Source organism: Streptomyces sp. NPDC005566, from assembly GCF_040605575.1.
Lineage (GTDB): Bacteria > Actinomycetota > Actinomycetes > Streptomycetales > Streptomycetaceae > Streptomyces.
This window is the reverse complement of the sequence record NZ_JBEXDB010000011.1, coordinates 153,400-177,183: the sequence shown is the minus strand read 5'-3', so window position 1 is coordinate 177,183 and position 23,784 is coordinate 153,400. Positions and strand designations below refer to the sequence as shown.

The following is a 23,784-nucleotide window of genomic DNA, read 5'->3' as shown; positions in this document are numbered from 1 at the left end:
GATGCGTTCACTGCCCCTCACATTCTGTGCCACCCTGGCGGCCGCGAGCATAGCCCTGCCCGCGTCCGCCGCACCGGCCGATTCCGAGACCAAGAACCACAAGGGATCGGTCTCGGTCAACCCGTCCACCGTCTCCCCCGGCGGGGAGGTCGAACTCCGTGTCGACGCCTGCGGCAGGAGCAGGTCGGCCACGGGGAACTCCGAAGCCTTCGTCTCCGAAGCGCGCTTCGCACCGGCCGACGGCAAAGGCCTCTTCGCCGAGGCCCGGATCCGCTCCGACGCCGCACCCGACGACTACGAGGTCTGGGTGACCTGCAAGGACGGCCACGGCAAGGCGACCGGCACGTTCACCGTCGTCCACCACAGCCGACCCTCGCCCGTCGCCCCCGTCCGGGCAGGCGGCGGAGGCACCGCGACCCTCGCCGAACAGGCCGGCACCGAACAGAGCGGCCCCGGGACCCGGCACGCGGTGATCGGGCTCGCCCTCGGCGCCGCAGCCGCCGCGGCCGTCGCGTTCCGCAGCGCGCGACGCCGACGTTCGGCGCTGGACTGACATGCCTGCCTCCGACCGTCCCGCAGGATCCGGGCGGTTGCTGACCGGTGTCGCGTGGGCCGTCCTCCTGCTGGGACTGTGGCTGTGGGGCCGTGAGGCCACCGACGGCAGCTCCGCGCCGACGACCGGTGACGTCGCCGCGGTGGGGCGCCCTCTGGGCGTACCGCTGCCACCGGCGCACGAACCCCTCGACGGGGCCACGCCGCAGCGGGTCGAGATCCCCTCGATAGGGATCGAGGCACCCGTCGTCGGACGCGGCCTCGACACCTCGGGGGCCATCGACCCGCCCCCGTACGAGATGCCGCAGACCGTCGGCTGGTACGACAGCGGCACCGAGCCCGGCACCGAGGGCGCCGCGCTCTTCGTCGGCCACGTCGACACCGAGACGAAACCGGCCGTGTTCTACGGGCTCAGCGCGGCCCGGCCCGGCGAGAAGATCCGGGTGAGCCGGTCCGACGGAATCGTCGCCGAGTTCACCATCGACGACGTCCAGGTCATCACCCGGGAACGCTTCGACGCCAAGAAGGCCTACGGCCCCCGCGAGGACGGGCGGGCGGAACTCCGCCTGATCACCTGCGGCGGCACGTACGACCGGAAGTCCCACGCGTACACGGCCAACGTGGTCGTCTCCGCGTATCTGACGGGCGAGAAGCGCGGCGCGGCCAGGAGCAGCGCCTGAGGGGGGACCCGGCCCCTACACCGGGCCCGGCCGGCGGCCCGCTCCCCCTCGGAGTCGCCGGCCGGGCCGGTCCTCGACCGCGGTGCCCGGACTGCGGGAGAAGCCCGGCACAGCACGGGAGGTCGGTGGTCCGCACTGCAGGACACTGTAGAGCGGGGGACCGGTGCGGCCCAGTAGGTTTTTGACAGGACGTCCGGGGTCCGGAGGAGGCGTCCACCGCCCTGACCGCTGTGCCAGGATGGATCCGACCGGTAGTACATCGCTGCGAGGGGGAATGGATGTACGGCAGTTGCACCGGCCGGTCCGACGTGCGCACGCGCGCGAGGACGACCGGACTGAGGGCCGGTACGGCAGCCGCGATCGGGGCGGTCCTGCTGCTCGCCGGGTGTTCCTCGTCCGACGACGGGAACAAGGGTGCGCCCGCCGCCGTCGACCAGCAGCCCAAGGGGACCGACCCGTACTGGGTCAACCCCGACGGGAACGCGGCGAAGCAGGTGGCCTCCTACGCGGAGGACGGCGACAAGAAGAACGCCGACCTGATCCGGAAGATCGCCGAGCAGCCCGTGGGCGAGTGGATCGGCCCGGAGAATCCGCAGGAAGCGGCGAAGGGCTTCACCGAGGCGGCCGAGAAGGCCGACCGGGACGCCCTGCTGGTCCTGTACAACATCCCGCACCGGGACTGCGGACAGTTCTCGAAGGGCGGGGCGGCGGACGGCGATACGTACCGGGCCTGGGTGGAGAGCGTCGCCAAGGGCATCGGGGACCGCCGGGCGACAGTCGTCCTGGAACCGGACGCGGTGCTGCACCTGGTCGACGGATGCACCCCGCAGGAGTTCCACGAGGAGCGGTACGACCTGCTGAGGGGCGCGGTCGTGCGGCTCAAGCAGCAGCCGGGCACCACGGTCTACGTGGACGCGGGCAACGCGGGGTGGCAGACGCCCGACGCGCTGTTCCAGCCCCTCCAGAGGGCCGGCGTCGCGGAAGCCGACGGCTTCGCCGTCAACGTGTCCAACTTCCAGACGACGGCGGCCAGTACGGAGTTCGGCAAGCAACTGTCCGCGAAGGTGGGCGACAAGCACTTCGTGATCGACACGAGCCGCAACGGCAACGGCCCGTACGACGGCGGCGACCCCGCCGAGAACTGGTGCAACCCGCCGGGACGGGCGCTGGGCGAGCCGCCGACGACCGAGACGGGCGACGAACTGGTCGACGCGTACCTGTGGGTCAAGCGGCCGGGTGAGTCGGACGGCGACTGCAAGGGCGGGCCCAAGGCGGGCGACTGGTGGGCGGAGTACGCGCTGGGCCTGGCCCGCAACACGAAGTAGCCGAGAGCCCCGTGCGGCCCCCGCGGGCCGCACGTGGTGTCCTCGGCCGACAGGCCCGGTCCGGCCGTGCACAGCGGAAGCGGCCACCGGCGACCCGGAATACACGTCCGACGCGTGGCATGCGGCGGCCTCCCCCGAACGGGAGGATCCCCGCACCCCTTCCGGCCTCGACTCGTTCGAGGCGCCCGGTCAGGTCGATTCGCGCACCACGAGCTCGTTCGGCATGATCACAGGTTCCCTGGGGCCGCCCTCGATGAGTCCCAGCAGGAGCCGGACCGTCGCTCTGGCCTGATCCGCCATGGGACTGCGTACGGAAGTGAGTGCCGGAGTGGTGTACGAAGCGGCTTCGATGTCGTCGAAGCCGACGACGGCGACGTCCTCGGGGACCCGACGGCCCGCCTCCCGCAGGGTGCGCAGGGCTCCGATCGCCATCAGGTCGTTGCTCGCGAACACGGCGTCCAGCGCGGGGTCGTCGTCGAGGAGCTGTCGCATGGCCTCCGCCCCGGAGACCCTGGTGAAGTCACCCAGCGCGACGATCGACCGGCGCCCGGTGTCACGCAGCGTGTCCCGGTAGCCGTCGAGGCGTTCCCGGGACTCGTGGAGCTCCAGCGGGCCGGTGATGACGGCGATCCGGCGCCGGCCCCGCTCCAGCAGGTGCCGGACGGCCAGGGCCGCGCCGCTCGCGTTGTCCAGCCCCACGTACGGGACGTCCGGTGCGCTGGTGCGGTTGAACGAGGCCGTGGGCAGGCCCGTCCTGGCCAGCGCGGCCGGCAACGGGTCCGTACCGTGCAGGGCGATCAGCATGACGCCGTCCACGTGTCCGCCGGCGACGTACTGCTCGACCCTGGCCCGGCTCCGGTCCGACTCGGCCAGCATGAGCACGACTTGTTTGCCCGCGGCCTCCAGGTCCCTGCTGACGGCTCGCACGACGGTGGCGAACAGGGGATCGTCGGAGACGACGCCCTGAGGCGGGTCGGAGACGACCACGGCCACGGCGTCGGTCCTGCGCGTCACCAGGTGCCGGGCGGCGGCGTTGGGCACATATCCGAGCTCACGCACGGCCCGCATGACGACGTCGCGGATCTCCGGTGCCACCGTCGCCTCGCCGTTGACGACGCGGGAGACGCTCGACTTGGACACCCCCGCGCGCGCGGCGACCACTTCCAGCGTGGGTCGTTTCATCCCAGTCCGTTTCGGTCGGCGGTGTCCCAGGGTCTTCGGGGAGCGTTTTCTGACGAGGATGACGTCCGGGCGCCGCCCATGTCAACGCCGTCACGGAGGTGGGCTGTTGTGCCGGGGCGGCGTGATCGACCGCTGTGCGCAACGGAGTTCTTTGCCCAGGCAGGACCCGTTACGGCCCGGCAGGAAGCGGCATGACGGACCGTCGAGAAACCGTTCCACCGTGCGGCACACGGGAGTTCACGGCATTTCCGGCGTGTGAACCAAAGCCTTGACAGCCGTTGTGGGCTCGCCCATTCTCACCCCTCAGGGAGCGCTCCCCCGACTTCCCCCCCTCCTGAGGAGCCGCCGTGCGTCCACTGCTCCGCCGCCTCGGCATGTCCGTCGCCGTCGCGGCCACCCTGCTCAGCTTCACCGCCCTTCCCGACCCGCCCGCCCGCGCCGCCGCCGTCTGCGGCAGTGCGGACGCCGCGCGCGGCAGGCCCGCCACCGCGTCCAGCACCGAGGGCCCGTTCGGCGCGCAGAACGCCGTCGACGGCGATCCCGGCACCCGATGGTCCAGCGAGTTCTCGGACTCCCAGTGGATCCAGATCGACCTCGGCTCCGCGAAGAACGTCTGCGGTGTGGGGCTGGCCTGGGAGGCGGCGTACGGCAAGGCCTTCCGGATCCAGGTGTCGAACGACGCCGCCACCTGGACCACGGTCCACGAGACGACCACCGGTTCCGGAGGCACCCAGGACCTGACCGTCGCCGGAACAGGCCGCTACGTCCGGCTCGCCGCGACCCAGCGCGCCACCGCCTACGGCTACTCGCTGTGGTCCTTCACCGTACGGACGTCCGAAGGCGACCAGCCCGGCGGCGGGGACACCCTCCTCTCGTACGGCCGGCCGGGCGCGGCCTCCTCCTCCCAAGCCGACTCCAACTGCTGGGAATGCACCCCGGCCCGGGCCTTCGACCGCGACCCCGCATCCCGCTGGGCCGCCAGCCCCACCACGGGCTGGACCGACCCCGGCTGGATCTCCGTCGACCTGGGCGCGACCGCGCAGATCCACAAGGTCGTCCTCCAATGGGACCCGGCCTACGCCAAGTCCTTCCAGATCCAGGTCTCCCCCAACGGCACCGACTGGACCCCGATCTACTCGACCACCACCGGCACGGGCTTCAAGCAGACCCTGACCGTCTCCGGCACCGGTCGCCACGTCCGCATGTACGGGACGGAACGCGCCACCGCCTACGGCTACTCCCTGTGGGAGTTCCAGGTGTACGGAACCGGTGGGGCGCCGCTACCCACCCCGCCGCTCCCGGCCGATCCGGCGAACCCGCCGAAGCTCCTGTGGAGCGACGAGTTCGACGGCGCCGCCGGTGGCCGGCCCGACCCCGCGAAATGGCGGGCCGACCCGGGCACCGGCCAGAACGCCGAGCTGCAGTACTACACCGACCACCGCAACGCCGCACTGGACGGAGCCGGTCACCTCGTCATGGAGGCGCGCAAGGAGGCAACCCCTGGCCAGGGATGCCCGCCCGACCCGCTGACCGGCAGCACCACCTGCCAGTACACCTCGGCACGGATGAACACGGGAGCCACCTTCCAGTTCACCTACGGACGGGTCGAGGCCCGCGTCAAGGTCCCCAAGGGCAACGGCCTCTGGCCCGCCTTCTGGATGATGGGCGGCGACTTCCTGACCGGCCGGCCGTGGCCGTACAACGGGGAGATCGACATCATGGAGATCCTCGGCAAGGACGTGAAGACCGCCTACTCCACCGTCCACGCCCCCGCGTACAACGGCGCCGGCGGGATCGGAGCGCCGTACCGGCTGCCCCAGGACGCCGACTACTCCGACGACTTCCACACCTGGACCGCCGACTGGACCAGCAAGGGGATCGTCTACAGCCTCGACGGACGGACCGTCCTCACGCTCGACAAGGAGCAGATCGAGCAGACCCGGGGCCCGTGGATCTTCGACCACCCGCACTACATGATCCTGAACCTCGCGGTCGGCGGCGACTGGCCCGGCCCGACCGACCCCACGACACCGTTCCCCGCGAAGATGCTCGTCGACTACGTGCGCGTCTACCAGTAGCCGGCCCCCCCACCTCGCACCCCACGTCCGTAAGGAAGTGACATGCGCAGACATCCCTTACCCATCTACACGCTCCTGGCGGGGGCGCTGGCGATCGTCCTGGCCGCCGCCCTCAGCATCACCCTCACCACCCGGCCCGCCTGGGCCGCGGCCGTCGTCGTCCAGGCCGAGTCGTACGCCGCCCAGTCGGGTGTCGGCCTGGAGACGACCGGGGACACCGGCGGCGGGCAGAACGCCGCCTACCTCGCCGACGGCGACTGGATGCGTTTCGACGGCGTCGACCTCGGCGCCGCAGGCCCCCTGGCGGTCTCGGCCCGCGTCGCCTCCGCCACCGGTGCCGGCGCCGTGGAGCTGCGTACCGGATCGCTGACCGGAACGCTGCTCGCCACCTTCTCCGTCTCCCCGACCGGTGGCTGGCAGACGTGGACGACCCTGAAGGCCGACGTCGCCACGCACCCCACCGGCCCGCAGACCGTGTTCGCCGTGCTGCGCAGTCCCGTGCCGGGCGACTTCGTCAACCTCAACTGGCTCTCCTTCAACAGCGGGGGCGGTGCCGGAACGCCCGGATGGGTGGCCGTCGACCAGGCCGCATGGAACGCGCAACTCGCGCAGTTCCGGGCGATGACACCGGCAGCGGTGCCGGCCGACTCGGTCCGAGTGCCCGAGTTCAACGCCACGTGCACCTACAGCCACTCCAAGCCCGACGACCCGATCGTCGTCCCGGGCCTGCCCGGCGCGTCCCACATGCACAGCTTCTTCGGCAACAGGAGCACCGACGCGTTCACCACACCCCAGAGCCTGCGGGCCCACACCGGCACGAGCTGCACCCCGGCCGAGGACCTGTCCGCCTACTGGATCCCGACCCTCTACGAAGGAGGCAAGGCCGTCGAACCCGACGGCGTCATCGTCTACTACGGGTCGAGGCTCCTCGACCCCTCGGCGACGGTGCCCTTCCCGCAGGGCTTCCGCATGATCGCGGGCAACGCCAAGTCGCAGGTGCCCACCCCGGCGGGCTCGGTCAACCAGTTCTTCTGCGCCGGAGAAGGCGGCGAGATCGGCCGCAGCTCCGACGGCAACTGGCCCGTATGCGCTCCGAAAGCCAACCTCGTGTACCAGCTGGTCTTCCCTGACTGCTGGGACGGCAAGCACCTCGACAGCCCGGACCACAAGTCGCACGTCGCCTTCATGGGCAACGGGAAGTGCAGCGGCGACCACCCCGTCGCTATTCCTTCCGTCTCCTTCGTCATCGGCTACCCGACCGGTGGCAGCCCGGCCGGGCTCTCCTTGTCCTCGGGCCTCGCGTCATCCATCCACGGCGACTTCTTCAACGCCTGGGACGACGCGGCTCTGGGGCATCGGGTGAAGGACTGCGTCGTGCAGAGCGCCAAGTGCAACTCCGCCGGCAGGTTCTGACACCCCGGACGGCAGCGGCACTGTTCGCGGCAGTGCCGGCCGTCGGCTGCACCCAGCAGCCGGCGGCCGGCCCGTCGCGCACCGTGACGTTCGATGCCGGAGAGGTTCTACGGGACCTCGACCCACGTGCCCTCGGACGGTGTGCCCTTGTCATCCGTGACGAAGAGCATGTACCAGCCCGACGGGACCAGGGCCCGGTTCTTCGGGACCGTCACCGTGACGCTGTCCGCCGTCTTCTCCAGGTCCAGCGCGATCGACCGCTGGTCCGTGTCCGTGACGTGGGTGACCGCACTCGGCCGCATCAGCTTCGCCGACGCGATGGAGGACGCGTGCTGCGTCGTGAACAGCCCCGTGCCGCCCCGCTTGATCCGCTTCGGTCCGGCCGTGAGCTCCGGCCGGGCATCGCGGTACAGGTACGGCGGCGTGTAGATCTCGATCCGCTGCTCGAACGTGCCGGGCCGCGTGTTCGACTCGTCAGAGTAGAGCGAGTCCGAACCGAAGATCATCACCCGTCCGTCAGGCAGCAGGACCGAACCGGAGTGGTAGTTGCGGCCCACCGCCGGGTCCGCGACCCGCTGGTACGTGTCCGACTTCGCGTCGTACAGCCGGGCCTGCAGGCTGTCCGAACCGCCGCGCCCGCGATAGTCGTTGGAGCCGCCCGTGACCAGCAGGGAGTCGTCGGGGAGGAGGGAGGCGCTCGGGTAGCGGGTGCCCTCGGACAGTGACGCGCCGTCCTTGAACCTGGGGTCGTCCTCCCGGAGATCGACCAGCCGTGACTTCTCGCTGGACTTCTCGGACTCGCCGACGCCGCCACCGCCGATCACCATGAACTTCTCGTCCTGGGCGGGAGGGAGCCGTACGGTCGCCGACGTCTCCATCTTGTCCGGGTCGCCGAGTCCCGGGATCTTCTCGAACTTGTTGGTCTCCAGGTCCCAGATGCCGGGGGCGCGGCCGACGTTCGCCGGGCCGTAGCCGGCGTTGGAGCCGGAGTAGAAGAGCTTGCCGCTGTTCAGCAGGAAGACCGCCGGGTAGGTGGGGAACTTCCGGACGATGCCGGTGTACTCCCACTCCTTGGTCTTCGGGTCGTAGACCTCGTCCTTGCCGGGGACTATCTGCCCGATCTCGTCCAGGCCGGAGAGAGCGAGGACCTTGCCGTCCTTGAGCGTGGTCAGCGTGGGGTACCAGCGGGCCTCGTTCATCGGGTCGACGGTGATGTACTTCTCCGCCACCGGGTCGAACTCGTAGGCCTCCTTGATGCCCTGGAAGTCCTTCTTGTCGAGGGCCAGCTTCTGCGCGATTCCGTATACGTTCCGGGTGTCGGAGCCTGACAGGCCCGCGATCCGGTAGTTGTCCTCGGTGCCCGTCTCGTACTTCGCACCGGACTTCTGCGCCTCGACGTAGATCCGGCCCAGCCCTGGGTCGTTGCGCAGGAAGGCGCCGGTCTGCTTGTCGAAGACCTTGGTGGCCTTCTCGACGAGCACCGGGTCCTTGGTGACGAACGTCCGGCCGTTCTCCTTGCCCGTGAAGCGGGTGCCCGCGGGCAGTGTGACCGGCTTGTCGGGGTCCTCGTTGTGGACGATCATCAGGCCGCCGGCCTTGGTGACGTCACCCTCGAGCTTCTCGTACTGCTTCGTGCCGCCGGCTATGAGGAGCTTGCCGTCGGGCAGTTGCGTGTGGCCCGCGCAGAACATGTCCTTGGGCGTCGGGATGTTCTTGTACGTGTTCGCCTTCGGGTCCCACAGCACGGAGCGGAAGCTCTTCGCGTCGAAGTTCTTCTGGTTGTTCCCCGAGCCCGCGACGAGCAGCACCTTGCCGGTGTGCAGCAGCGCCGCGTGGATCGTGTTGATCCGGTACTCGGAGGGGATGTCCAGGAAGTCCCAGTGGCCGTTCTCCGCCTTGTACTCCGGCTTGTTGATCGTGTACTCGTGGTAGCGCTCGGTGCCGACGCGGTACAGCCACGGACCGTTCGCACCCGCGAGAGCCAGAACCACCGCCGTACTGATCGCCAGACGGCGGGTACGGCGGCTCGGACGGTACTTCATTGCTTACGTCCCCCAAGGGCGATCTGCATGGTCTGGTCGTTCCCCGCCCAGGTGGGCTGCTCCTGCGGAGCGTGCTGCGGCCGGGGGGTGTCGGAGCCGCCCCGGCGCTTCTTCTTCCTTGCGGCACGGACGGAGTGCCGCCAGCCGAAGATCGGTGCCGCGGTGATCAGCAGGGCCAGGCAGGCCCAGGTCAGCATGGCCGGGTGGTTGTGTCCGTTGAAGAAGGACGCGGCGATCGACCCACCGAAGACCAGGATGAAGAACAGGTGGATACGGAAGGTGCCGAAGAGGGTGTCCGGGCTGGACGAGTCGCCCTTGGGCGTCACCACGAACGAACTCTTGCGGCGCAGCACCGCGTCCATCAGCGAGCGTGCGTAGATCGGCGCGGAGAGTGCGGACATCACCATGCCGGCGAGGCCGCCGGAGCCCTCGGGCTCGTGCGGCGAGACGTTGTGGCGGCGGTTCCAGATGTAGAGGCCGATCTGGAGCGCCGAGGCGTTGCCGTACAGCATCATCCAGATGACCGGGTCGATCTGCACACCGGAGGCGCCCATGCCCAGGAACAGGGCGCAGCTCAGTGCGGCGAGGATCCAGTTCATCGCGGACATCGGATAGAAGATGATCATCATCGTGTAGTTGAAGAGCTTGCCCGTCGGCATGGTGCCGAAGCCTCTCCAGTACTGCTTGAGGATCGTCTCGTACGTCCCCCGGGACCAGCGCAGCTGCTGGGTGAAGAAGTCCGTCCACGCGGTCGGGCCCTCGCCCACGGCAAGGACGTCCGGGGTGTAGACGGAGCGCCACTTCTTGCCGGTGAGCGGGTTGCGGTGGCGGTGGATCTCGAAGCCGGTGGCCATGTCTTCGGTGATCGAGTCGTACAGACCGCCGATCTGCTTGAGGGCCGAGATCCGTACGGCGTTGCTCGTGCCGACGAACATGGGTGAGCCGTAGCGGTTGCCGGCGCGCTGGATCAGCGCGTGGAAGAGGAACTGCTGGGACTCCGCGGCCTTCGTGACGAACGTGTCGTAGTTGCCGTAGACCTGCGGGCCGATGACGAAGCCGATGTCCGGGTCGCGGAAGTAGCCGAGCATCCGTTCCAGGTAGTTGGGCAGCGGGACGTGGTCGGTGTCCACGGACGCGAAGAAGTCGTAGGCGTCGCCGTGCGCGTCGAGCCAGGCGTTGTAGTTGCCGTGCTTGGTCTTGGCGCGGTGCGGGCCCTTGGCCTGGTTCCAGTGCGCGACGCCCTTGCGGGAGAAGTGGTGCACCCCGAGCCGGGCGCAGACCTCCTTCACCGCGGGGTCGTCGCCCTCGTCCAGCAGCCAGACGTGCATCAGTCCGCGGTGCCTGATCCTCACCGCCGCCTCGAGCGTCTTCGTCACCATCTCCAGGGGCTCCTTGCCCGGGACGAAGGAGGTGAGGAAGGCGACCCGGGTGCCGGTCTCCGGGACGACGGGGACCGGGTCACGGGCCACCAGCGTCGCGTGCGCGTTCGACAGGACGTTCATCGTGCGGAAGAGCTCGATCAGGCCGATGGAGACGAGCATGACGATGTCGAGGACGAGCAGCGTGTCGTTCTTGAGGTTCGGGTCACGCTCCGTCCAGTGCTCGGGCTGCATCAGCCAGGCGAACAGGCCGAGCGAGAGGAGCGGTGCCGCGCCGAGCAGCAGGGCCGCGCGGATCCGGTGCGGTTCCTGCGAGAGGAGCGAGCGGTACTGGACCGCGTACGGCCGGGTCGGGTCGGGCTGGGTCAGGGGCCCGGCGAGCCGGCTGTAGTGCTCGTAGTCGTAGCGCGGCAGCGCCTTCTTCGTACGCCGCCGTGATCCCCCGGCGCGCAGCTGCGGCGGTATCCGCAGCTGTGTCGTCTGGGAAGGGTCGTTGTCGTGCCGGTCGCCTGGCGGCGTCGACGTCATGGTCATCCCCCCGCACGCAAGCCGTCTGCGTGGTTGATCGGTCATTTCGTCCGCGGCCGGGTCCCCTCGTTCACCGCGTCCGCACTCTGTGAAGGGCCACCGTCCACACAGACATGGAATGGAACCCTTCCGGTTGCATGATGCCTCCTCGGCATCGACGCCCGAGCGGGACCCCCACCCCGCGGGCAAAGCAACCGGAACGCTTGCTTCCGTCGTCTCAACTGCATTCCCCCGAAGCCTCCTTGGAGTCGACGGCACCAGGACAGGTTGTCCGACCTGTGGCGTGATCGCAAGGGTGAAACAGGCTGTTTACCGGGCATACGCACGATTTGGGTGACGTGTGTGAAGGGGCGTGCGGAGGTGGATGCCGGCGCCACGGAACCGCTCCGCCCTCGGGCATACGAACAAGACCCCCTCACGCTCGGTGAGGGGGTCTTGCTGGTGCGTGCGCCGTCAGGGACTCGAACCCCGGACCCGCTGATTAAGAGTCAGCTGCTCTAACCAACTGAGCTAACGGCGCCTGCTGACCTGGAGAACTCTACCCGATCCGCCGGAGTGCTCCTGACCGATTCCCGGCCGGTACGGCCTGTCGGATGGTCGTTTTTTACCTTTGGTCCGTCAACATGAGAAATGTCTGTCATGAAGGTGAGAAACGGAAGATCCGACGGTTGTGGAGGGGAAGAGGGAGTGGCATGACTGTGCCCGTCTTCGAGGAGTACGAACCCGCCATCGACTGCGGCTGCGCCGGGTGCGCCCAGCAGCGGCGCGCCGCCGCGCTGCCGGTGAGGTACGGCGGCCACCCGGCCGCCCACGGTGCGCGGCGCGCGCTCGTGCTGGTCACCGCGGCAGGAATGGTCCTGTCCTGCGGGGCGGCCGAAGCGGCGTCCCTGGCCCACCGGAGTGCGGGGGCCACCGGGGTCGCGGACCCCCAGCCCGTCACCCCGCAGGGCCCGGCCGGGCCCCTGAACGGCACCGGAGCACCGGGGCCGCCGTCCGGGCCGGACTCCGTGCCCCGCGCGACGACCCGGACCGCCATCATGGACCGCGCCAAGAAGTGGGTGTCCTCACAGGTCCCCTACGACATGGAGAAGTACTGGTCCGACGGGTACCGGCAGGACTGCTCCGGCTACGTGTCCATGGCCTGGAACCTCGGCAGCAACGAGTGGACCGGCAGCCTCGCCTCGTTCGGGACGAAGATCTCCCGGGCCGATCTGCAGCCCGGCGACATGCTGCTCTTCCACAACCTGGCCGACCCCGCGGTGGGCTCGCACGTCACGCTCTTCGGCGGCTGGACCGACAGCACGCACAGTCACTACCTCGCCTACGAGCAGACCCGCCCGCACACCCGCAAGGCGACGACGCCCATGGCGTACTGGAGCAACTCGTCCAAGTACGTTGCGTACCGCCACAAAGGCCTCACAAGCGGAACGAGTGACAGCGGGTCGGGCACCGCGTTCCCCGGCGTGAAGAAGTTCGGCGCCGGGGCCGACAACGCGCATGTGACCCGGCTCGGGAAGATGCTCATCGCCCAGGGCGGCAAGCGCTTCTACAAGAAGGGCGCCGGGCCGCGCTGGAGCGACGCGGACAAGCGGGCCACGCAGGCGTTCCAGAAGGCGCAGGGATGGAAGGGCAAGGAGGCCGACGGCATCCCCGGCCCGGACACCTGGAAGCTGCTGGTCAAGGGCACCGGGCGGAAGATTCCCGCCGCCGGATCGGGCGGCAGTCCGAGCGCCGCCCCGGCGTATCCCGGCCGTGGCGTCTTCAGGCCGGGGCAGTCCAACAGCCACGTCCTCAAGCTCGGCACCCAGCTGGTGGCGAAGGGATACGGCGCGCAGTACGCGACGGGCCCCGGCCGCAGATGGACGGAGGCGGACCGCCGCAACGTCGAGGCCTTCCAGCGGGCCCAGGGCTGGCGCGGGGGCGCGGCCGACGGGTATCCGGGGCCGGAGACCTGGCGGCGGCTCTTCGCGTGACGGCGGCGACACGGTAGCGGCGGTGTGGGAACGGACGGAACGGACATGACGGAGGCTGGAATGCGATCCACGGAGAACGAGTGGGCCGGCAAGCCGGTGGCAGCCGGGTGCGACGGACCGGGCGCGGTACCGGTGCCCGGTGTCGCGCCCGGGGTGGCGACGGGTGCTGCTGTGCCGGGGGCGGTGCGGCCCCCGGGGCCGGAAGCGTCGCCGACCGGGTACTCGGCGCAGGCCGAGGTGCCCGCGACCGGTGCGGGGGATGTGCCGGAGGTCCGGGCGGGGGACCCGGACAGGTGGGGCGCGGAGGTTGCCGAGCCGGTGCCGGCGGGGGTGGGTGCGGGTCAGGCGCCCGGACCGGGCGAGGGCGAGGGCGCGGGCGAGGCGTGGGGGGCCGGTCCTGCCGTCGTCCTCGTCACCGATCCGGTGCCGGCCGTCGAGCCGGATCCGGCTCCGGATCTCGCTCCGGTGGTGGTTGTCGTGGAGGACTCGGGGGCCGTGGTGTCGCCGGATCCGGGAACGGCGGCTGCCGTGGCGAGCCAAGGTGAGGGCGGGCGGGCGGACCAGGGCCGGGCGGACCACGACCCGGATCTCGGCCTGGAGCCCGGGACAACGACCGATACCGAGCTCCAGCCCGAGTTCCGGCCCGAGTTCCGGCCCGAGGTGGTTCCGGGTGCGGTGTTCGCGGTGTCCACCCCGACGAGCCGGAGTGCCGGGGTGCACGGGGCGGTCCTCGCCGCCGGTGCGCCGGGGGAGTGGGACCGGATGGGCGACGGCGGCTCCAGGCCCAGGTGGTGGGACTCGGCTCCCGCCTCGGAAGCAGCCGCCGGCAGCGGGGACCCCGGTGCGTGGTGGGGGGCGGGGCGGCGGCAGTCCGTCATCGCCAACGAGACGACCGCGCCCATCCCCGTACACCTCCTCTTCCGTGACGACGACAGCCACGGCGGCCACGACAGCAAGCCCACCGGTGGCAGCACCGGCCTCGGAACCGGCACAGGCACAGGCACAGGCACCGGCCTCGGAACCGGCACAGGCACCGGCCCGGGAACCGACACCGACCGCATCGCCAAAGCCGGAGACGGAGCCGGTGTCGGTGTCGCGGTGCGGCGCCCCGGTGTCCGGCGGCCGCCCGTGCCGCGCTCGCCCCAGGAGCAGGCGCCCACCCGGCCCGCGCCCCTCGCCGATCCCCGGCTCGCCGAGCGTCCCGGGCCCGTGCTCCCCGGCTGGACCGCGCTGCTCACCGCGGCGGCCGGAACCGGCGCCGGACTCGCCCTGCTCTGGTGGACCGGCGCACTGCCCGTAGCCGTGACCGGCCGCCTCGGGATCGGCGCCCGCCCGTACGACGGCATCGGTACCGGGACGTGGGCGCTGCTCGCACTGCCGGCGGCCGTGGTCCTCTTCGCGCTCTGCGGTCTCGGTCGCGGCCGGGTCGGGTACGCCTCGGTGCTCAGCCTGTTCGGCGAGTACCGGGGCACGGCCCGGCGCACCGGCCTGATCTGGGTGTCCCCGCTCCTGCTGCGCCGCCGCGTCGACGTACGGCTGCGGCACTGGCGCAGCGAGCCGCTGTCCGCCGTGGACGCGAGCGGGACCGCCCTGCGCGTCGTCGTCCTCGTCGTCTGGCGGATCAAGGACACCGCGCGGGCCGCGCTCGGTGTCGCGGACCACGAGCAGTACCTGCGCGACCAGGTGGAGGCGGCGCTCGCGCGGGTGCTCTCGCAGCTGCCCGCCGACGCCTTCCACGAGGAGACCCGCACCCTGCGCGACGCCGAGACCGTCGGCGACGCACTGACCCGGATGCTGAAGGCGGACTGCGTGCCGGTGGGCATCGAGGTGTACTCCGCCCAGCCGACCGGGATCGAGTACGCCCCGGAGGTCGCGGCGGCGATGCAGCGGTGCCGGGTGGCAGCCATCGACGCCAAGCACCGGGACGGCGTGCTGACGTCCGTGGTCGACGCGGTGGACGACACCGTCCGCCGGCTGACCTCGCGCGGCATCGTCGAGCTCGACGCCTACGAACACAAGGCCCTGGTCAGGGATCTGACGGTGGCCTTCTACACCGGTCGCAGCGGAGGTGAGGGGGCCTGACCAGTTCCGGGGGCCCGGCGGTGGCGGCCGAAACCGTTCCCACATTGGTCTGGACATGTTCATGCCGCGTCAATAATCTGAGACTTGGTCTAGACCGCACAACTTGCGCGCAGTACGAGCCCCCGGAACATCCCCCACGTTCTCTAGGAGCGACACAGCATGCGGAAAAGGGCAAGCGCGGCCGTCATCGGCCTTGCGATAGCGGGCGTCTCCATGTTCGCGACCGGCAGTGCCAGTAGCCACGGCTACACGGACACCCCCATCAGCCGGCAGAAGCTCTGTGCCAACGGCACCGTCACCAACTGCGGAAACATCCAGTGGGAGCCGCAGAGCGTCGAGGGCCCCAAGGGCTTCCCGGCGGCAGGACCTGCGGACGGCAAGATCTGTTCCGGCGGGAACGGTCAGTTCGCCCAGCTCGACGACCCCCGAGGCGGCGGCTGGCCCGCCACCAAGGTCACCGGCGGGCAGGGCTACGGCTTCCGCTGGCAGTTCACCGCACGCCACTCCACGTCCGACTTCCGGTACTACATCACCAAGAACGGCTGGAACTCCAGCCAGCCGCTCACCAGGGCCGCGTTGGAGTCGCAGCCCTTCATGACGGTGCCGTACGGGAACCAGCAGCCCCCGGCCACGCTGACCCACCAGGGCACCATCCCCACCCAGAAGACCGGAAAGCACATCATCCTGGCCGTCTGGAACGTCGCGGACACCACCAACGCGTTCTACGCGTGCTCCGATGTCCAGTTCTGAGGCGTAGCCGGGTAACCGGCAGCACACAGCGCAGTGGGCGGTCTCCGTTTACGGAAACCGCCCACTGCGTTGTCTGTGCGCCGTCAGGGACTCGAACCCCGGACCCGCTGATTAAGAGTCAGCTGCTCTAACCAACTGAGCTAACGGCGCCTGGTGACTCGAAAATAATACCTGGTCCTCAAGGGTGCTGGTGACACGTGCCCGCGTCACCCCGGGCGGCCCCACCTCCCACGGCCCTGCGCCCTTCCAAGGGCCCTTCCCGACAAGAGAAGTCAACTTTTTTCGTAAGTGATCTTTATTTTTGCGTAGCTCTTTGTAGGGTGAGTCCCGTGACGAAACGACGACTCTCTCAGGTGGCCGAGTACGCGGGTGTCAGCGAGGCGACGGTCAGCCGCGTCCTCAACGGCAGCCCCGACGTGGCGAGCACGACCCGCGAGGCGGTGCTGAGCGCGCTGGACGTGTGCGGCATCGAGCGCCCGCTCCGCTACCGCGCCGAACGGGCCGCACTGATCGGCCTGGTCGTGCCGGACCTGCAGAATCCGATCTTCTCCGCGTTCACCGAGGCCCTGTGCGGGCTCCTCAACAAACGCGGGCTCATACCCGTGCTCTGCACCCGGACCGCCGACGGCGTCTCCGAGGCCCACTACATCGAGATGCTGCTCCAGCAGAACATCGGCGGCATCGTGTTCATCGGCGCGAGCTACGCCGACGCAGGCCCGGAACACGGCCGTGTGCTGCGGGAACGCAAGGTTCCGATGGTGCTCCTCAACGCCGCGGACGAGAACCTCGGCGTCGCTCAGGTCAGGGTGGACGACGCCCTGGCCGCGGACCAGGCGCTGACCCATCTCGCCGCCCTGGGGCACGAGCGGATCGGCATGGTCCTCGGCCCCGTGGGGCACGTTCCCTCGGCCAGGAAGCTCGCCGGTTTCGCGGCCTTCTGCGCCCGCCGGGGCGTCGCCCCGGACGAGTGGCGGCGCCGGGTGGCGCATGCCCTGTTCACGATGGAGGGCGGTGCCACCGCGCTGCCCCGACTGCTGGCCGAAGGGGTCACCGGCATCGTTTGCGCCAGCGACGCGCTCGCACTCGGGGCGGTGCGGGGGGCCCGCCGTCAGGGGGTGTCCGTGCCGCGGGACCTCTCCGTGGTGGGCTTCGACGATTCCCCGTTCATGGTGGCCACGGACCCGCCGCTGACCACGGCTCGGCAGCCGATCCTGGCGATGGCCTCTGCGGTGGTCGCCTCGCTCATGACGCAGATCGACGGCCATGCGGGCGCAAACGACCTGATGGTGTTCGACACCGAGCTCATCGTCCGGGGCTCCACGGCCGCCCGGCCCCGCTGAGCCGGCGGGGGTCCCCGGCGGCCCCCTTCCGCGTTTCTTGCGCAAGCCGCCGACATTAATTTCTTGCGTAGATGCATTGACTTCTTGCGTAACCGGCTTCTACCTTCAGCGCAGCTCAGTGCTCGGGGTCCGACAGCCCCGCAGTGGACCTCGAGGAAGGCACGATTCGCATGGATGGCATGCCCGGCATCAGCAGACGTCAGGTTCTCGGTTCGGCGACGGCCGTCGCTCTGGCCCTCGCGCTCACGGCCTGCGGCGGCTCCGCTCCCTCGTCCTCCGGTGTGGACAAGAACGGTGTGGTCACGGTCGTCGTGAACGGCATGCCGGCCAAGACACAGCCGGTCGACCGCAAGAACTTCGCGGAGGACGTCAAGGCGTTCGAGAAGAGCCACCCGAAGATCAAGATCGACGCCCGCGAGGGCCAGATGGATCCGAAGACCTTCGCGGCCAAGCTCGCGGGCGGTCAGCTCGAGGACGTGTACTACGTCTACTTCACCGACCCCGCCGGACTGATCGAGCGCCGCCAGGCGGCCGACATCAGCACGTACGTCGCGGACGTGCCGTACTTCAAGGACATCGACCCGGCGCTGATGAAGGTCTTCAAGGACGCCGACGGCAAGACGTACGGCCTTCCGACCGGCAACTACTCGCTGGGCCTGCTCTACAACCGCGCCCTGTTCACGAAGGCCGGACTCGACCCCGACAAGCCCCCGGCCACCTGGGAGGAGGTGCGCACGGCCGCCGAGAGGATCAGCGCGCTCGGCGACGGCACCGTCGGGTACGCCGACTACAGCAAGAACAACCAGGGCGGCTGGCACCTCACCTCGTGGATCTACTCCATGGGCGGCGACGTCGCGAGCAAGCAGGACGGCACGTGGAAGGCCGCGTTCAACAGCGACGCGGGACGCAAGGCGCTCCAGGCGCTGCACGACATGCGCTGGACCGACAAGAGCATGGGCACCCGCCAGCTCCTGGAGATAGCCGACGTCCAGAAGATGATGGGCGCCGGGAAGCTCGGGATGTACATGGCGGGTCCCGACAACATCCCCACCATCGTCAAGCAGTTCGAGCGGGAGTACGAGGAGTACGGCCTGGCGGCTCTGCCGGGCAACGCGACCCTCGGTGGCGGCGACGGCTTCATGTTCAACCCGAAGGCATCCCCGGAGAAGATCAGGGCCGGACTCCAGTGGGTCCAGTGGAAGTACCTGAGGAGCCCCGAGCGCGAGGCGGTGGACAGCAAGCGGGCCAAGGCCGACGGCGTACCCATCGGGCTGCCGCAGCCGAGGCTGTTCGCCGGTGAGACGCAGGCGAAGGTCGACGAGATCCGCGCGGAGTACGCCAACACCCCGGTGGAGAACTACCGGCCGTTCGTCGAACGCAACGCGCAGGTGGAGACCAAGGTCGAGCCGCCCAACGCCCAGCAGCTCTACACCGTCCTCGACGGGGTCATGCAGTCCGTGCTGACCAAGGAGGACGCCGACATCGACGCCCTCCTGGCAGCGGCGGCGAAGAAGGCCGACGTCATCCTCGCCCCGGTGAAGTGACCGTGCCCGCCCAGCAGCTCTCCTCCGCCGTGGCGAAGAGCGCCGACGAGGACGTGCCCCCGTCCGCACCCCGGCCCCCGGCCGGCGTGCGGACGGGGGCCGGGGCGGGGAACTCCCGCCTCCGCCGGGCGGTGCGCGAGAACCTGGTCGCGTACCTCTTCCTCGCCGCCGGTGTCCTCTGCTTCGCGCTCTTCTCCTGGTACCCGATCGTGCGCGGCGTCCTGCTCGGCTTCCAGCAGGTCACCTTCGCCGAACCCGCCCGATGGGTCGGCCTGGACAACTTCCGGCGCCTGCTCGACGACCCGCTGTTCCTGACCGCCTGGCAGAACACCGGCTACTTCACCCTGCTCGCCCTCGTGTTCGGCTTCGCGGCCCCGTTCGCCACCGCCGTCATCCTGAACGAACTGCGGCACGGACGCCCGTACCTGCGCATGACCGTCTACCTGCCCGTCATGCTGCCGCCGATCGTCACCATGCTGCTCTGGCGCTGGTTCTACGACCCGGGCCCCGGACTGTTCAACAGCGCGCTGGAGGTCCTCCACCTGCCGGCCCAGCAGTGGCTGGAGTCGGAGAACCTCTCGATGGTCTCCCTGGTCCTCGTCTCCACCTGGGCCAACATGGGCACCACCACCCTGATCTACCTGGCGGCGCTCGGCGGCATCCCCGGCGAGCTGTACGAGGCGGCCGAGCTCGACGGTGCGTCGATCCGGCAGCGGCTGTGGCACGTCACGATCCCGCAGATGCGCTTCATCCTGATGATCACGCTGCTGCTCCAGGTCATCGGGACCATGCAGGTCTTCGTCGAACCCTTCGTCCTCACCGGCGGCGGACCCGACGACGCCACCGTCACCGTGCTCCTCCTCCTCTACCGCTACGCCTTCGTCTACAACGACTTCGGCCTGGCCAGCGCCATGAGCACCCTGCTCTTCGTGGTCCTCGGCCTCTTCTCCGTCGTCTATCTGCGCCTGACCCGGAGCAAGGGCTGAGAGGACCGCTGCCATGGCTGCCGAAACCCCCGTACGCACACTGATCGCACCCGCCGAGATGACCCGGCGCACCGGCAGGTTCCTCTACCGGTTCGTGCTCGTCGCCACCCTGACCGGTTTCACGATCGCCTTCGTCTTCCCGCTCTACTGGATGACGACGGGAGCGGTGAAGTCGTCCTCCGAGCTCGCCGACCCCAACCCCACCCTGTTCCCCGAGAGCTGGCATCCGGAGAGCTACGCCGACGCCTGGACCAACGTCGGGCTCGGCCAGTTCTTCCTCAACACCCTGGTGCTGGCCCTCGGCGCCTGGCTGACCCAGATCCTGGTGGACGTGTCCGCCGCGTACGCGCTGTCCAAGCTCCGGCCACTGCTCGGCAACGTCGTCCTCGGCATGATGCTGGCGACGCTCATGCTGCCGGTGTCCGCGCTGCTCGTACCGACGTACCTGACCGTGGTCGACGTGCCGCTCTTCCACGTCAACCTGATCAACACCCCGTTCGCGATCTGGCTCCCCGCCGCCGCCAACGCCTTCAACATCTTCATCCTCAAACGGTTCTTCGACCAGATACCCGCCGAACTCCTCGACTCCGCACGGATCGACGGGGCCGGCACGCTCAGGGTCCTGGTCTCGGTGGTCCTCCCGCTGTCCCGGCCGGTGCTCGCCGTCGTGTCGATCTTCGCGGTCGTCGGCGTGTGGAAGGACTTCCTCTGGCCGATGCTCGTCCTCCCCGACGAGGCGAAGCAGCCGATCACCGTGGCACTCAACCGGCTCTCGGAGTTCATGCCGGCCAACCAACTGCTGGCCGGGATGGTCATGGCGAGCATTCCCCTGCTCGTCCTCTTCCTGATCTTCCAGCGCCACATCATCGCGGGCCTCACCGCGGGCAGCCTCAAGGGCTGACCCACCCCCACAGGAAGGACACACAGACTTGTCTCCTGCACCAAGAAAGCGCTCCCGGGCCGCTGTCCGGCTCACGTTCCCCGTCCTCGCGTCCCTGCTCGCCACCGTGCTGTACGGCGCCGGGTCCGCACAGGCGGCCACCGTCACCGTGGAAGCCGAGTCGTCCCAGCTGTCCGGGGGCGCCGCCGTCTCCACCGATCACAGCGGCTACACCGGGTCCGGCTTCGTCGGAGGCTTCACCGACGCCCACAAGGGCGCCGCCTCGGTGTCCTTCGGCGTGACCGCCCAGGCCGCCGGCACGGGTTCCGTAACCCTGCGCTACGCGAACGGCACCGGCGCGACGATGACGCTGAGCCTGTACGTCAACGGGACCAAGGTCCGCCAGGTCAGCCTGGCGCCGACGGCGAACTGGGACACCTGGGCCACACAACGGGAGACGGTCACCTACGCCAAGGGGACCAACACCGTCGCCTGGACGTTCACCAGCGCCGACAGCGGCAACGTCAACATCGACAACAGCAGCGCCGACACCTCCGCGGGCACCGGGACCCCGACCCCCTCCGGAGCCCTGGAGGCGGAGTCCGCACAGCTCACGGGCGGTGCCGTCGTCGCCGCCGACCACACCGGCTTCACGGGCACGGGCTTCGCGGGCGGCCTCACCGACGCCAACAAGGGTTCCGCCTCCGTCTCCTTCGGCGTGAACTCCACCGAGGCCGGGGCCGGATCGGCATCCCTGCGGTACGCCAACGGAACCGGCGCGACGATGACGCTGAGCCTGTACGTGAACGGGGCGAAGGTCCGTCAGGTCAGCCTGCCGGCGACCGCGAACTGGGACACCTGGGCCACGCAGGACGAGGCGGTGACGTACGCGAAGGGGGCCAACACCGTCGCCTGGACCTTCACCGCCGCCGACAGCGGCAACGTCAACATCGACAGCCTCACCCCTGTCACACCCACCACGCCGACCGACCCCGGCGGGCCCACCACCCTGACCCACCAGGCGGAGGACGCCTTCGTCTCCGGCGGCCCGGCGAAGGCCACCACCGCCTCCGGCTACGAGGGCAGCGCCTACCTCTCCGGCTTCACCGCCACCGGTGCCCGCGCCGTCTTCGCGGTGAACGCCCCCAGCGCCGCGACGTACCCGGTGTCCGTGCGCTACCGCACCCCCGACGCCACCGCGTCGACCGTCACCCTGCTGGCCAACGGCACCACCGTCCGGCGGCTGACCCTGCCCGGCACCGGAGGTGCCTGGAAGAGCGCAACCACCGACATCCCGCTGCGCGCCGCGCTCAACCACGTCACCCTGCGCACCGCGTCCGGTGACAACGGCACCCTCCAGCTCGACGGCATAGGCGTCACCGGCTCCACGCCCAACAGCAGCCGGGGCGCGACCCTCCCGTACACCACGTACGAGGCGGAGAACGGCAGCACCAACGCCACCACCATCGGCCCCGACCGCACCTACCTCACCGTCCCGTCCGAGGCATCCGGCCGCAGGGCCGTCGTCCTGGACGCCACCGGCGAATACGTGCAGTTCACCCTGACCGAGCCCGCCAACGCCCTGACCCTGCGCTACTCCGTCCCGGACAACGCCGCGGGCACCGGTATCGACACCACACTCAGCGTCTACGCCGACGGCACCCAGCTCCGGGACCTGCCCCTCAGCTCCAAGTACAGCTGGGTGTACGGCGGCTACCCCTACACCAACAACCCGTCCCAGGGCTCGGGCCACCACTTCTTCGACGAGACCCGCACCCTCCTGACCGGCTCGCTCCCCGCCGGCACCGTGCTGAAGTTCCAGAAGGACGCGGGCGACACCGCCGCCTCCTACACCCTGGACCTCGTCGAGGCCGAGACTGCGCCGAACGCCCTCACCATGCCGTCCACCGGCTTCGTCTCCGCGACCACGCTCGGTGTCATCCCGGGCGACTCCACCGACGACACCAACGCCCTCAACTCGGCGCTCAGCACCGCCACCTCGCAGGGCAAGGGGCTGTGGCTGCCCGCCGGCACGTACAACATCTCCGGGCACGTCAACCTCACCGGAGCCGACCTGCGCGGTGCCGGCCAGTGGCACACCGTCCTGCGCGGCAGCAACGGCAAGGGCGGGCTCTTCGGACGCGGCGGCACCAGCAACGTCCAGGACCTGATGATCGCCGGTGACGTCTCCTACCGCGACGACGCCACCTTCGACGCCGCGATCGAGGGCGACTTCGGCAAGGGGTCCACGCTGGCGAACATCTGGATGCAGCACACCAAGGTCGGGCTCTGGATCGACGCCCCGACCGACGGCCTGTACGCCTCCGGACTCCGCATCCGCGACACCTTCGCGGACGGCGTCAACCTCCACAAGGGCACGAAGGCGAGCGAGGTCTCCCAGAGCAGCGTCCGCAACACCGGGGACGACGGACTCGCGATGTTCTCCGAGGCCCAGGCCGTCACCGACAGCGCGTTCCGCTTCAACACCGTGCAGCTGCCGATGCTCGCCAACACCGTCGGCATCTACGGCGGCCACGGCAACCGGGTCGAGGACAACGTCCTCGCCGACACGGTCACCGGCTCCTCCGGCATCGCGATCAGCAGCCGCTTCGCACCGGTGCCGTTCAGCGGGACGACCTCCGTACAGCGCAACACCCTGAAGCGGACCGGCGGTTACGAACCCAACTGGCAGAGCAAGCTCGGCGCGCTGTGGATCTACGCCGACTCCTCCGACATCACCGCACCCGTCCTCGTCAAGGACAACGAGATCCTCGACAGCACCTACAGCGGCCTCCTCGTCTCCTGGCAGAAGAACGTGGCCGCACTCACCGTCGACGGTCTGAAGATCGACAAGGCCGGCTCGTACGGCATCGAGATCAACTCCGCGGGCGCCGGGACCTTCTCCCGCGTCACCGTCAGCGGCGCGACCGGCGGCGGCCTGTCCAGCGCCGGCGGCTTCACGATCACCCGGGGTGCCGGCAACACCGGCTGGTAGCCCGACGACCGGTGCGGGCCCGCCCTGACGCGGGCCCGCACCGCCTTTCACCTTC

General features: G+C 69.9%; 16 protein-coding genes and 2 tRNA genes. 13 read left to right on the top strand and 5 right to left on the bottom strand.

Translation table 11 applies throughout. From position 1 onward, the window contains the following. The first annotated feature begins 1 nt into the window (after position 1). The 3 genes from ABZS61_RS19395 to ABZS61_RS19385 all read left to right on the top strand — a co-directional run bounded on the left by ABZS61_RS19395 (position 2) and on the right by ABZS61_RS19385 (position 2,557). Entirely contained in the window at positions 2-553 is a 552-nt protein-coding gene (locus ABZS61_RS19395; RefSeq protein ID WP_356422252.1) for a hypothetical protein, read from the top strand. A 1-nt stretch (position 554) separates the two neighbouring features. Next, positions 555-1,232, top strand: coding sequence for a class F sortase (locus tag ABZS61_RS19390; RefSeq protein ID WP_356422248.1), 678 nt, complete (start codon positions 555-557; stop codon positions 1,230-1,232). Positions 1,233-1,510: 278 nt separating this feature from the next. Then, positions 1,511-2,557: a glycoside hydrolase family 6 protein gene (locus tag ABZS61_RS19385; protein WP_356422245.1), complete on the top strand. Its 1,047-nt coding sequence runs from the start codon at positions 1,511-1,513 to the stop codon at positions 2,555-2,557. Between the two features lie 189 nt (positions 2,558-2,746). Here ABZS61_RS19385 and ABZS61_RS19380 read toward each other — a convergent pair whose 3' ends face one another. Further along, positions 2,747-3,739 carry a LacI family DNA-binding transcriptional regulator gene (locus ABZS61_RS19380; protein ID WP_356422242.1) on the bottom strand — a complete coding sequence of 331 codons (993 nt, stop codon included), beginning with the start codon at positions 3,737-3,739 and terminating at the stop codon, positions 2,747-2,749. Between the two features lie 374 nt (positions 3,740-4,113). On the opposite strand from ABZS61_RS19380, the gene ABZS61_RS19375 reads away from it, so the two are divergent. Together ABZS61_RS19375 and ABZS61_RS19370 are read left to right on the top strand one after the other, a co-directional pair. Then, positions 4,114-5,817 carry a discoidin domain-containing protein gene (locus ABZS61_RS19375; protein WP_356422517.1) on the top strand — a complete coding sequence of 568 codons (1,704 nt, stop codon included), beginning with the start codon at positions 4,114-4,116 and terminating at the stop codon, positions 5,815-5,817. Between the two features lie 42 nt (positions 5,818-5,859). Further along, a complete protein-coding gene (locus ABZS61_RS19370; protein WP_356422239.1) occupies positions 5,860-7,230 on the top strand; it encodes a DUF1996 domain-containing protein in 1,371 nt (456 codons plus the stop codon). A 107-nt stretch (positions 7,231-7,337) separates the two neighbouring features. On the opposite strand, the gene ABZS61_RS19365 is transcribed toward ABZS61_RS19370, so the two are convergent. The 3 genes from ABZS61_RS19365 to ABZS61_RS19355 all read right to left on the bottom strand — a co-directional run bounded on the left by ABZS61_RS19365 (position 7,338) and on the right by ABZS61_RS19355 (position 11,699). Then, positions 7,338-9,272 carry a kelch motif-containing protein gene (locus tag ABZS61_RS19365; protein ID WP_356422237.1) on the bottom strand — a complete coding sequence of 645 codons (1,935 nt, stop codon included), beginning with the start codon at positions 9,270-9,272 and terminating at the stop codon, positions 7,338-7,340. Beyond that, positions 9,269-11,179, bottom strand: a complete 1,911-nt coding sequence (locus ABZS61_RS19360) for a cellulose synthase catalytic subunit (RefSeq protein WP_356422234.1) — start codon at positions 11,177-11,179, stop codon at positions 9,269-9,271. Before ABZS61_RS19360 ends, ABZS61_RS19365 begins: the two co-directional genes overlap by 4 nt. A 446-nt stretch (positions 11,180-11,625) precedes the next feature. Further along, positions 11,626-11,699, bottom strand: a tRNA-Lys gene (locus ABZS61_RS19355). A 172-nt stretch (positions 11,700-11,871) separates the two neighbouring features. On the opposite strand from ABZS61_RS19355, the gene ABZS61_RS19350 reads away from it, so the two are divergent. The 3 genes from ABZS61_RS19350 to ABZS61_RS19340 all read left to right on the top strand — a co-directional run bounded on the left by ABZS61_RS19350 (position 11,872) and on the right by ABZS61_RS19340 (position 15,984). Further along, entirely contained in the window at positions 11,872-13,152 is a 1,281-nt protein-coding gene (locus ABZS61_RS19350; RefSeq protein WP_356422231.1) for a peptidoglycan-binding protein, read from the top strand. 60 nt (positions 13,153-13,212) lie between these two features. After that, entirely contained in the window at positions 13,213-15,234 is a 2,022-nt protein-coding gene (locus tag ABZS61_RS19345) for an SPFH domain-containing protein (RefSeq protein ID WP_356422228.1), read from the top strand. A gap of 159 nt (positions 15,235-15,393) precedes the next feature. Beyond that, the gene (locus ABZS61_RS19340) at positions 15,394-15,984 is read left to right on the top strand and encodes a lytic polysaccharide monooxygenase (protein ID WP_356422225.1); all 591 of its coding nucleotides are present in this window, start codon (positions 15,394-15,396) and stop codon (positions 15,982-15,984) included. 76 nt (positions 15,985-16,060) lie between these two features. On the opposite strand, the gene ABZS61_RS19335 is transcribed toward ABZS61_RS19340, so the two are convergent. Then, positions 16,061-16,134 (bottom strand) — tRNA-Lys (locus ABZS61_RS19335). Between the two features lie 179 nt (positions 16,135-16,313). On the opposite strand from ABZS61_RS19335, the gene ABZS61_RS19330 reads away from it, so the two are divergent. The 5 genes from ABZS61_RS19330 to ABZS61_RS19310 all read left to right on the top strand — a co-directional run bounded on the left by ABZS61_RS19330 (position 16,314) and on the right by ABZS61_RS19310 (position 23,729). Beyond that, complete coding sequence (locus tag ABZS61_RS19330) at positions 16,314-17,324, top strand: LacI family DNA-binding transcriptional regulator (protein WP_356422222.1); 1,011 nt, start codon at positions 16,314-16,316, stop codon at positions 17,322-17,324. A gap of 179 nt (positions 17,325-17,503) precedes the next feature. Continuing rightward, positions 17,504-18,868, top strand: coding sequence for an extracellular solute-binding protein (locus tag ABZS61_RS19325; protein WP_356422514.1), 1,365 nt, complete (start codon positions 17,504-17,506; stop codon positions 18,866-18,868). Positions 18,869-18,954: 86 nt separating this feature from the next. Beyond that, positions 18,955-19,854, top strand: coding sequence for a sugar ABC transporter permease (locus ABZS61_RS19320; RefSeq protein WP_356422511.1), 900 nt, complete (start codon positions 18,955-18,957; stop codon positions 19,852-19,854). 13 nt (positions 19,855-19,867) lie between these two features. Next, on the top strand, positions 19,868-20,755 hold the full coding sequence (locus ABZS61_RS19315) for a carbohydrate ABC transporter permease (protein ID WP_356422219.1): 888 nt from the start codon (positions 19,868-19,870) through the stop codon (positions 20,753-20,755). Positions 20,756-20,783: 28 nt separating this feature from the next. After that, positions 20,784-23,729, top strand: coding sequence for a carbohydrate-binding protein (locus ABZS61_RS19310; RefSeq protein WP_356422216.1), 2,946 nt, complete (start codon positions 20,784-20,786; stop codon positions 23,727-23,729). The last annotated feature ends 55 nt before the right edge of the window (positions 23,730-23,784 follow it).

What these genes read in the sequence shown, in the direction of transcription:
- ABZS61_RS19380 (WP_356422242.1), bottom strand. Translation starts at nt 3,739, where the DNA reads ATGAAACGACCCACGCTGGAAGTGGTCGCCGCGCGCGCGGGGGTGTCC.
- ABZS61_RS19315 (WP_356422219.1), top strand. Translation starts at nt 19,868, where the DNA reads ATGGCTGCCGAAACCCCCGTACGCACACTGATCGCACCCGCCGAGATG.
- ABZS61_RS19325 (WP_356422514.1), top strand. Translation starts at nt 17,504, where the DNA reads ATGCCCGGCATCAGCAGACGTCAGGTTCTCGGTTCGGCGACGGCCGTC.
- ABZS61_RS19375 (WP_356422517.1), top strand. Translation starts at nt 4,114, where the DNA reads ATGTCCGTCGCCGTCGCGGCCACCCTGCTCAGCTTCACCGCCCTTCCC.
- ABZS61_RS19390 (WP_356422248.1), top strand. Translation starts at nt 555, where the DNA reads ATGCCTGCCTCCGACCGTCCCGCAGGATCCGGGCGGTTGCTGACCGGT.
- ABZS61_RS19365 (WP_356422237.1), bottom strand. Translation starts at nt 9,272, where the DNA reads ATGAAGTACCGTCCGAGCCGCCGTACCCGCCGTCTGGCGATCAGTACG.
- ABZS61_RS19395 (WP_356422252.1), top strand. Translation starts at nt 2, where the DNA reads ATGCGTTCACTGCCCCTCACATTCTGTGCCACCCTGGCGGCCGCGAGC.
- ABZS61_RS19350 (WP_356422231.1), top strand. Translation starts at nt 11,872, where the DNA reads ATGACTGTGCCCGTCTTCGAGGAGTACGAACCCGCCATCGACTGCGGC.
- ABZS61_RS19345 (WP_356422228.1), top strand. Translation starts at nt 13,213, where the DNA reads ATGCGATCCACGGAGAACGAGTGGGCCGGCAAGCCGGTGGCAGCCGGG.
- ABZS61_RS19360 (WP_356422234.1), bottom strand. Translation starts at nt 11,179, where the DNA reads ATGACGTCGACGCCGCCAGGCGACCGGCACGACAACGACCCTTCCCAG.
- ABZS61_RS19385 (WP_356422245.1), top strand. Translation starts at nt 1,511, where the DNA reads ATGTACGGCAGTTGCACCGGCCGGTCCGACGTGCGCACGCGCGCGAGG.
- ABZS61_RS19370 (WP_356422239.1), top strand. Translation starts at nt 5,860, where the DNA reads ATGCGCAGACATCCCTTACCCATCTACACGCTCCTGGCGGGGGCGCTG.
- ABZS61_RS19340 (WP_356422225.1), top strand. Translation starts at nt 15,394, where the DNA reads ATGCGGAAAAGGGCAAGCGCGGCCGTCATCGGCCTTGCGATAGCGGGC.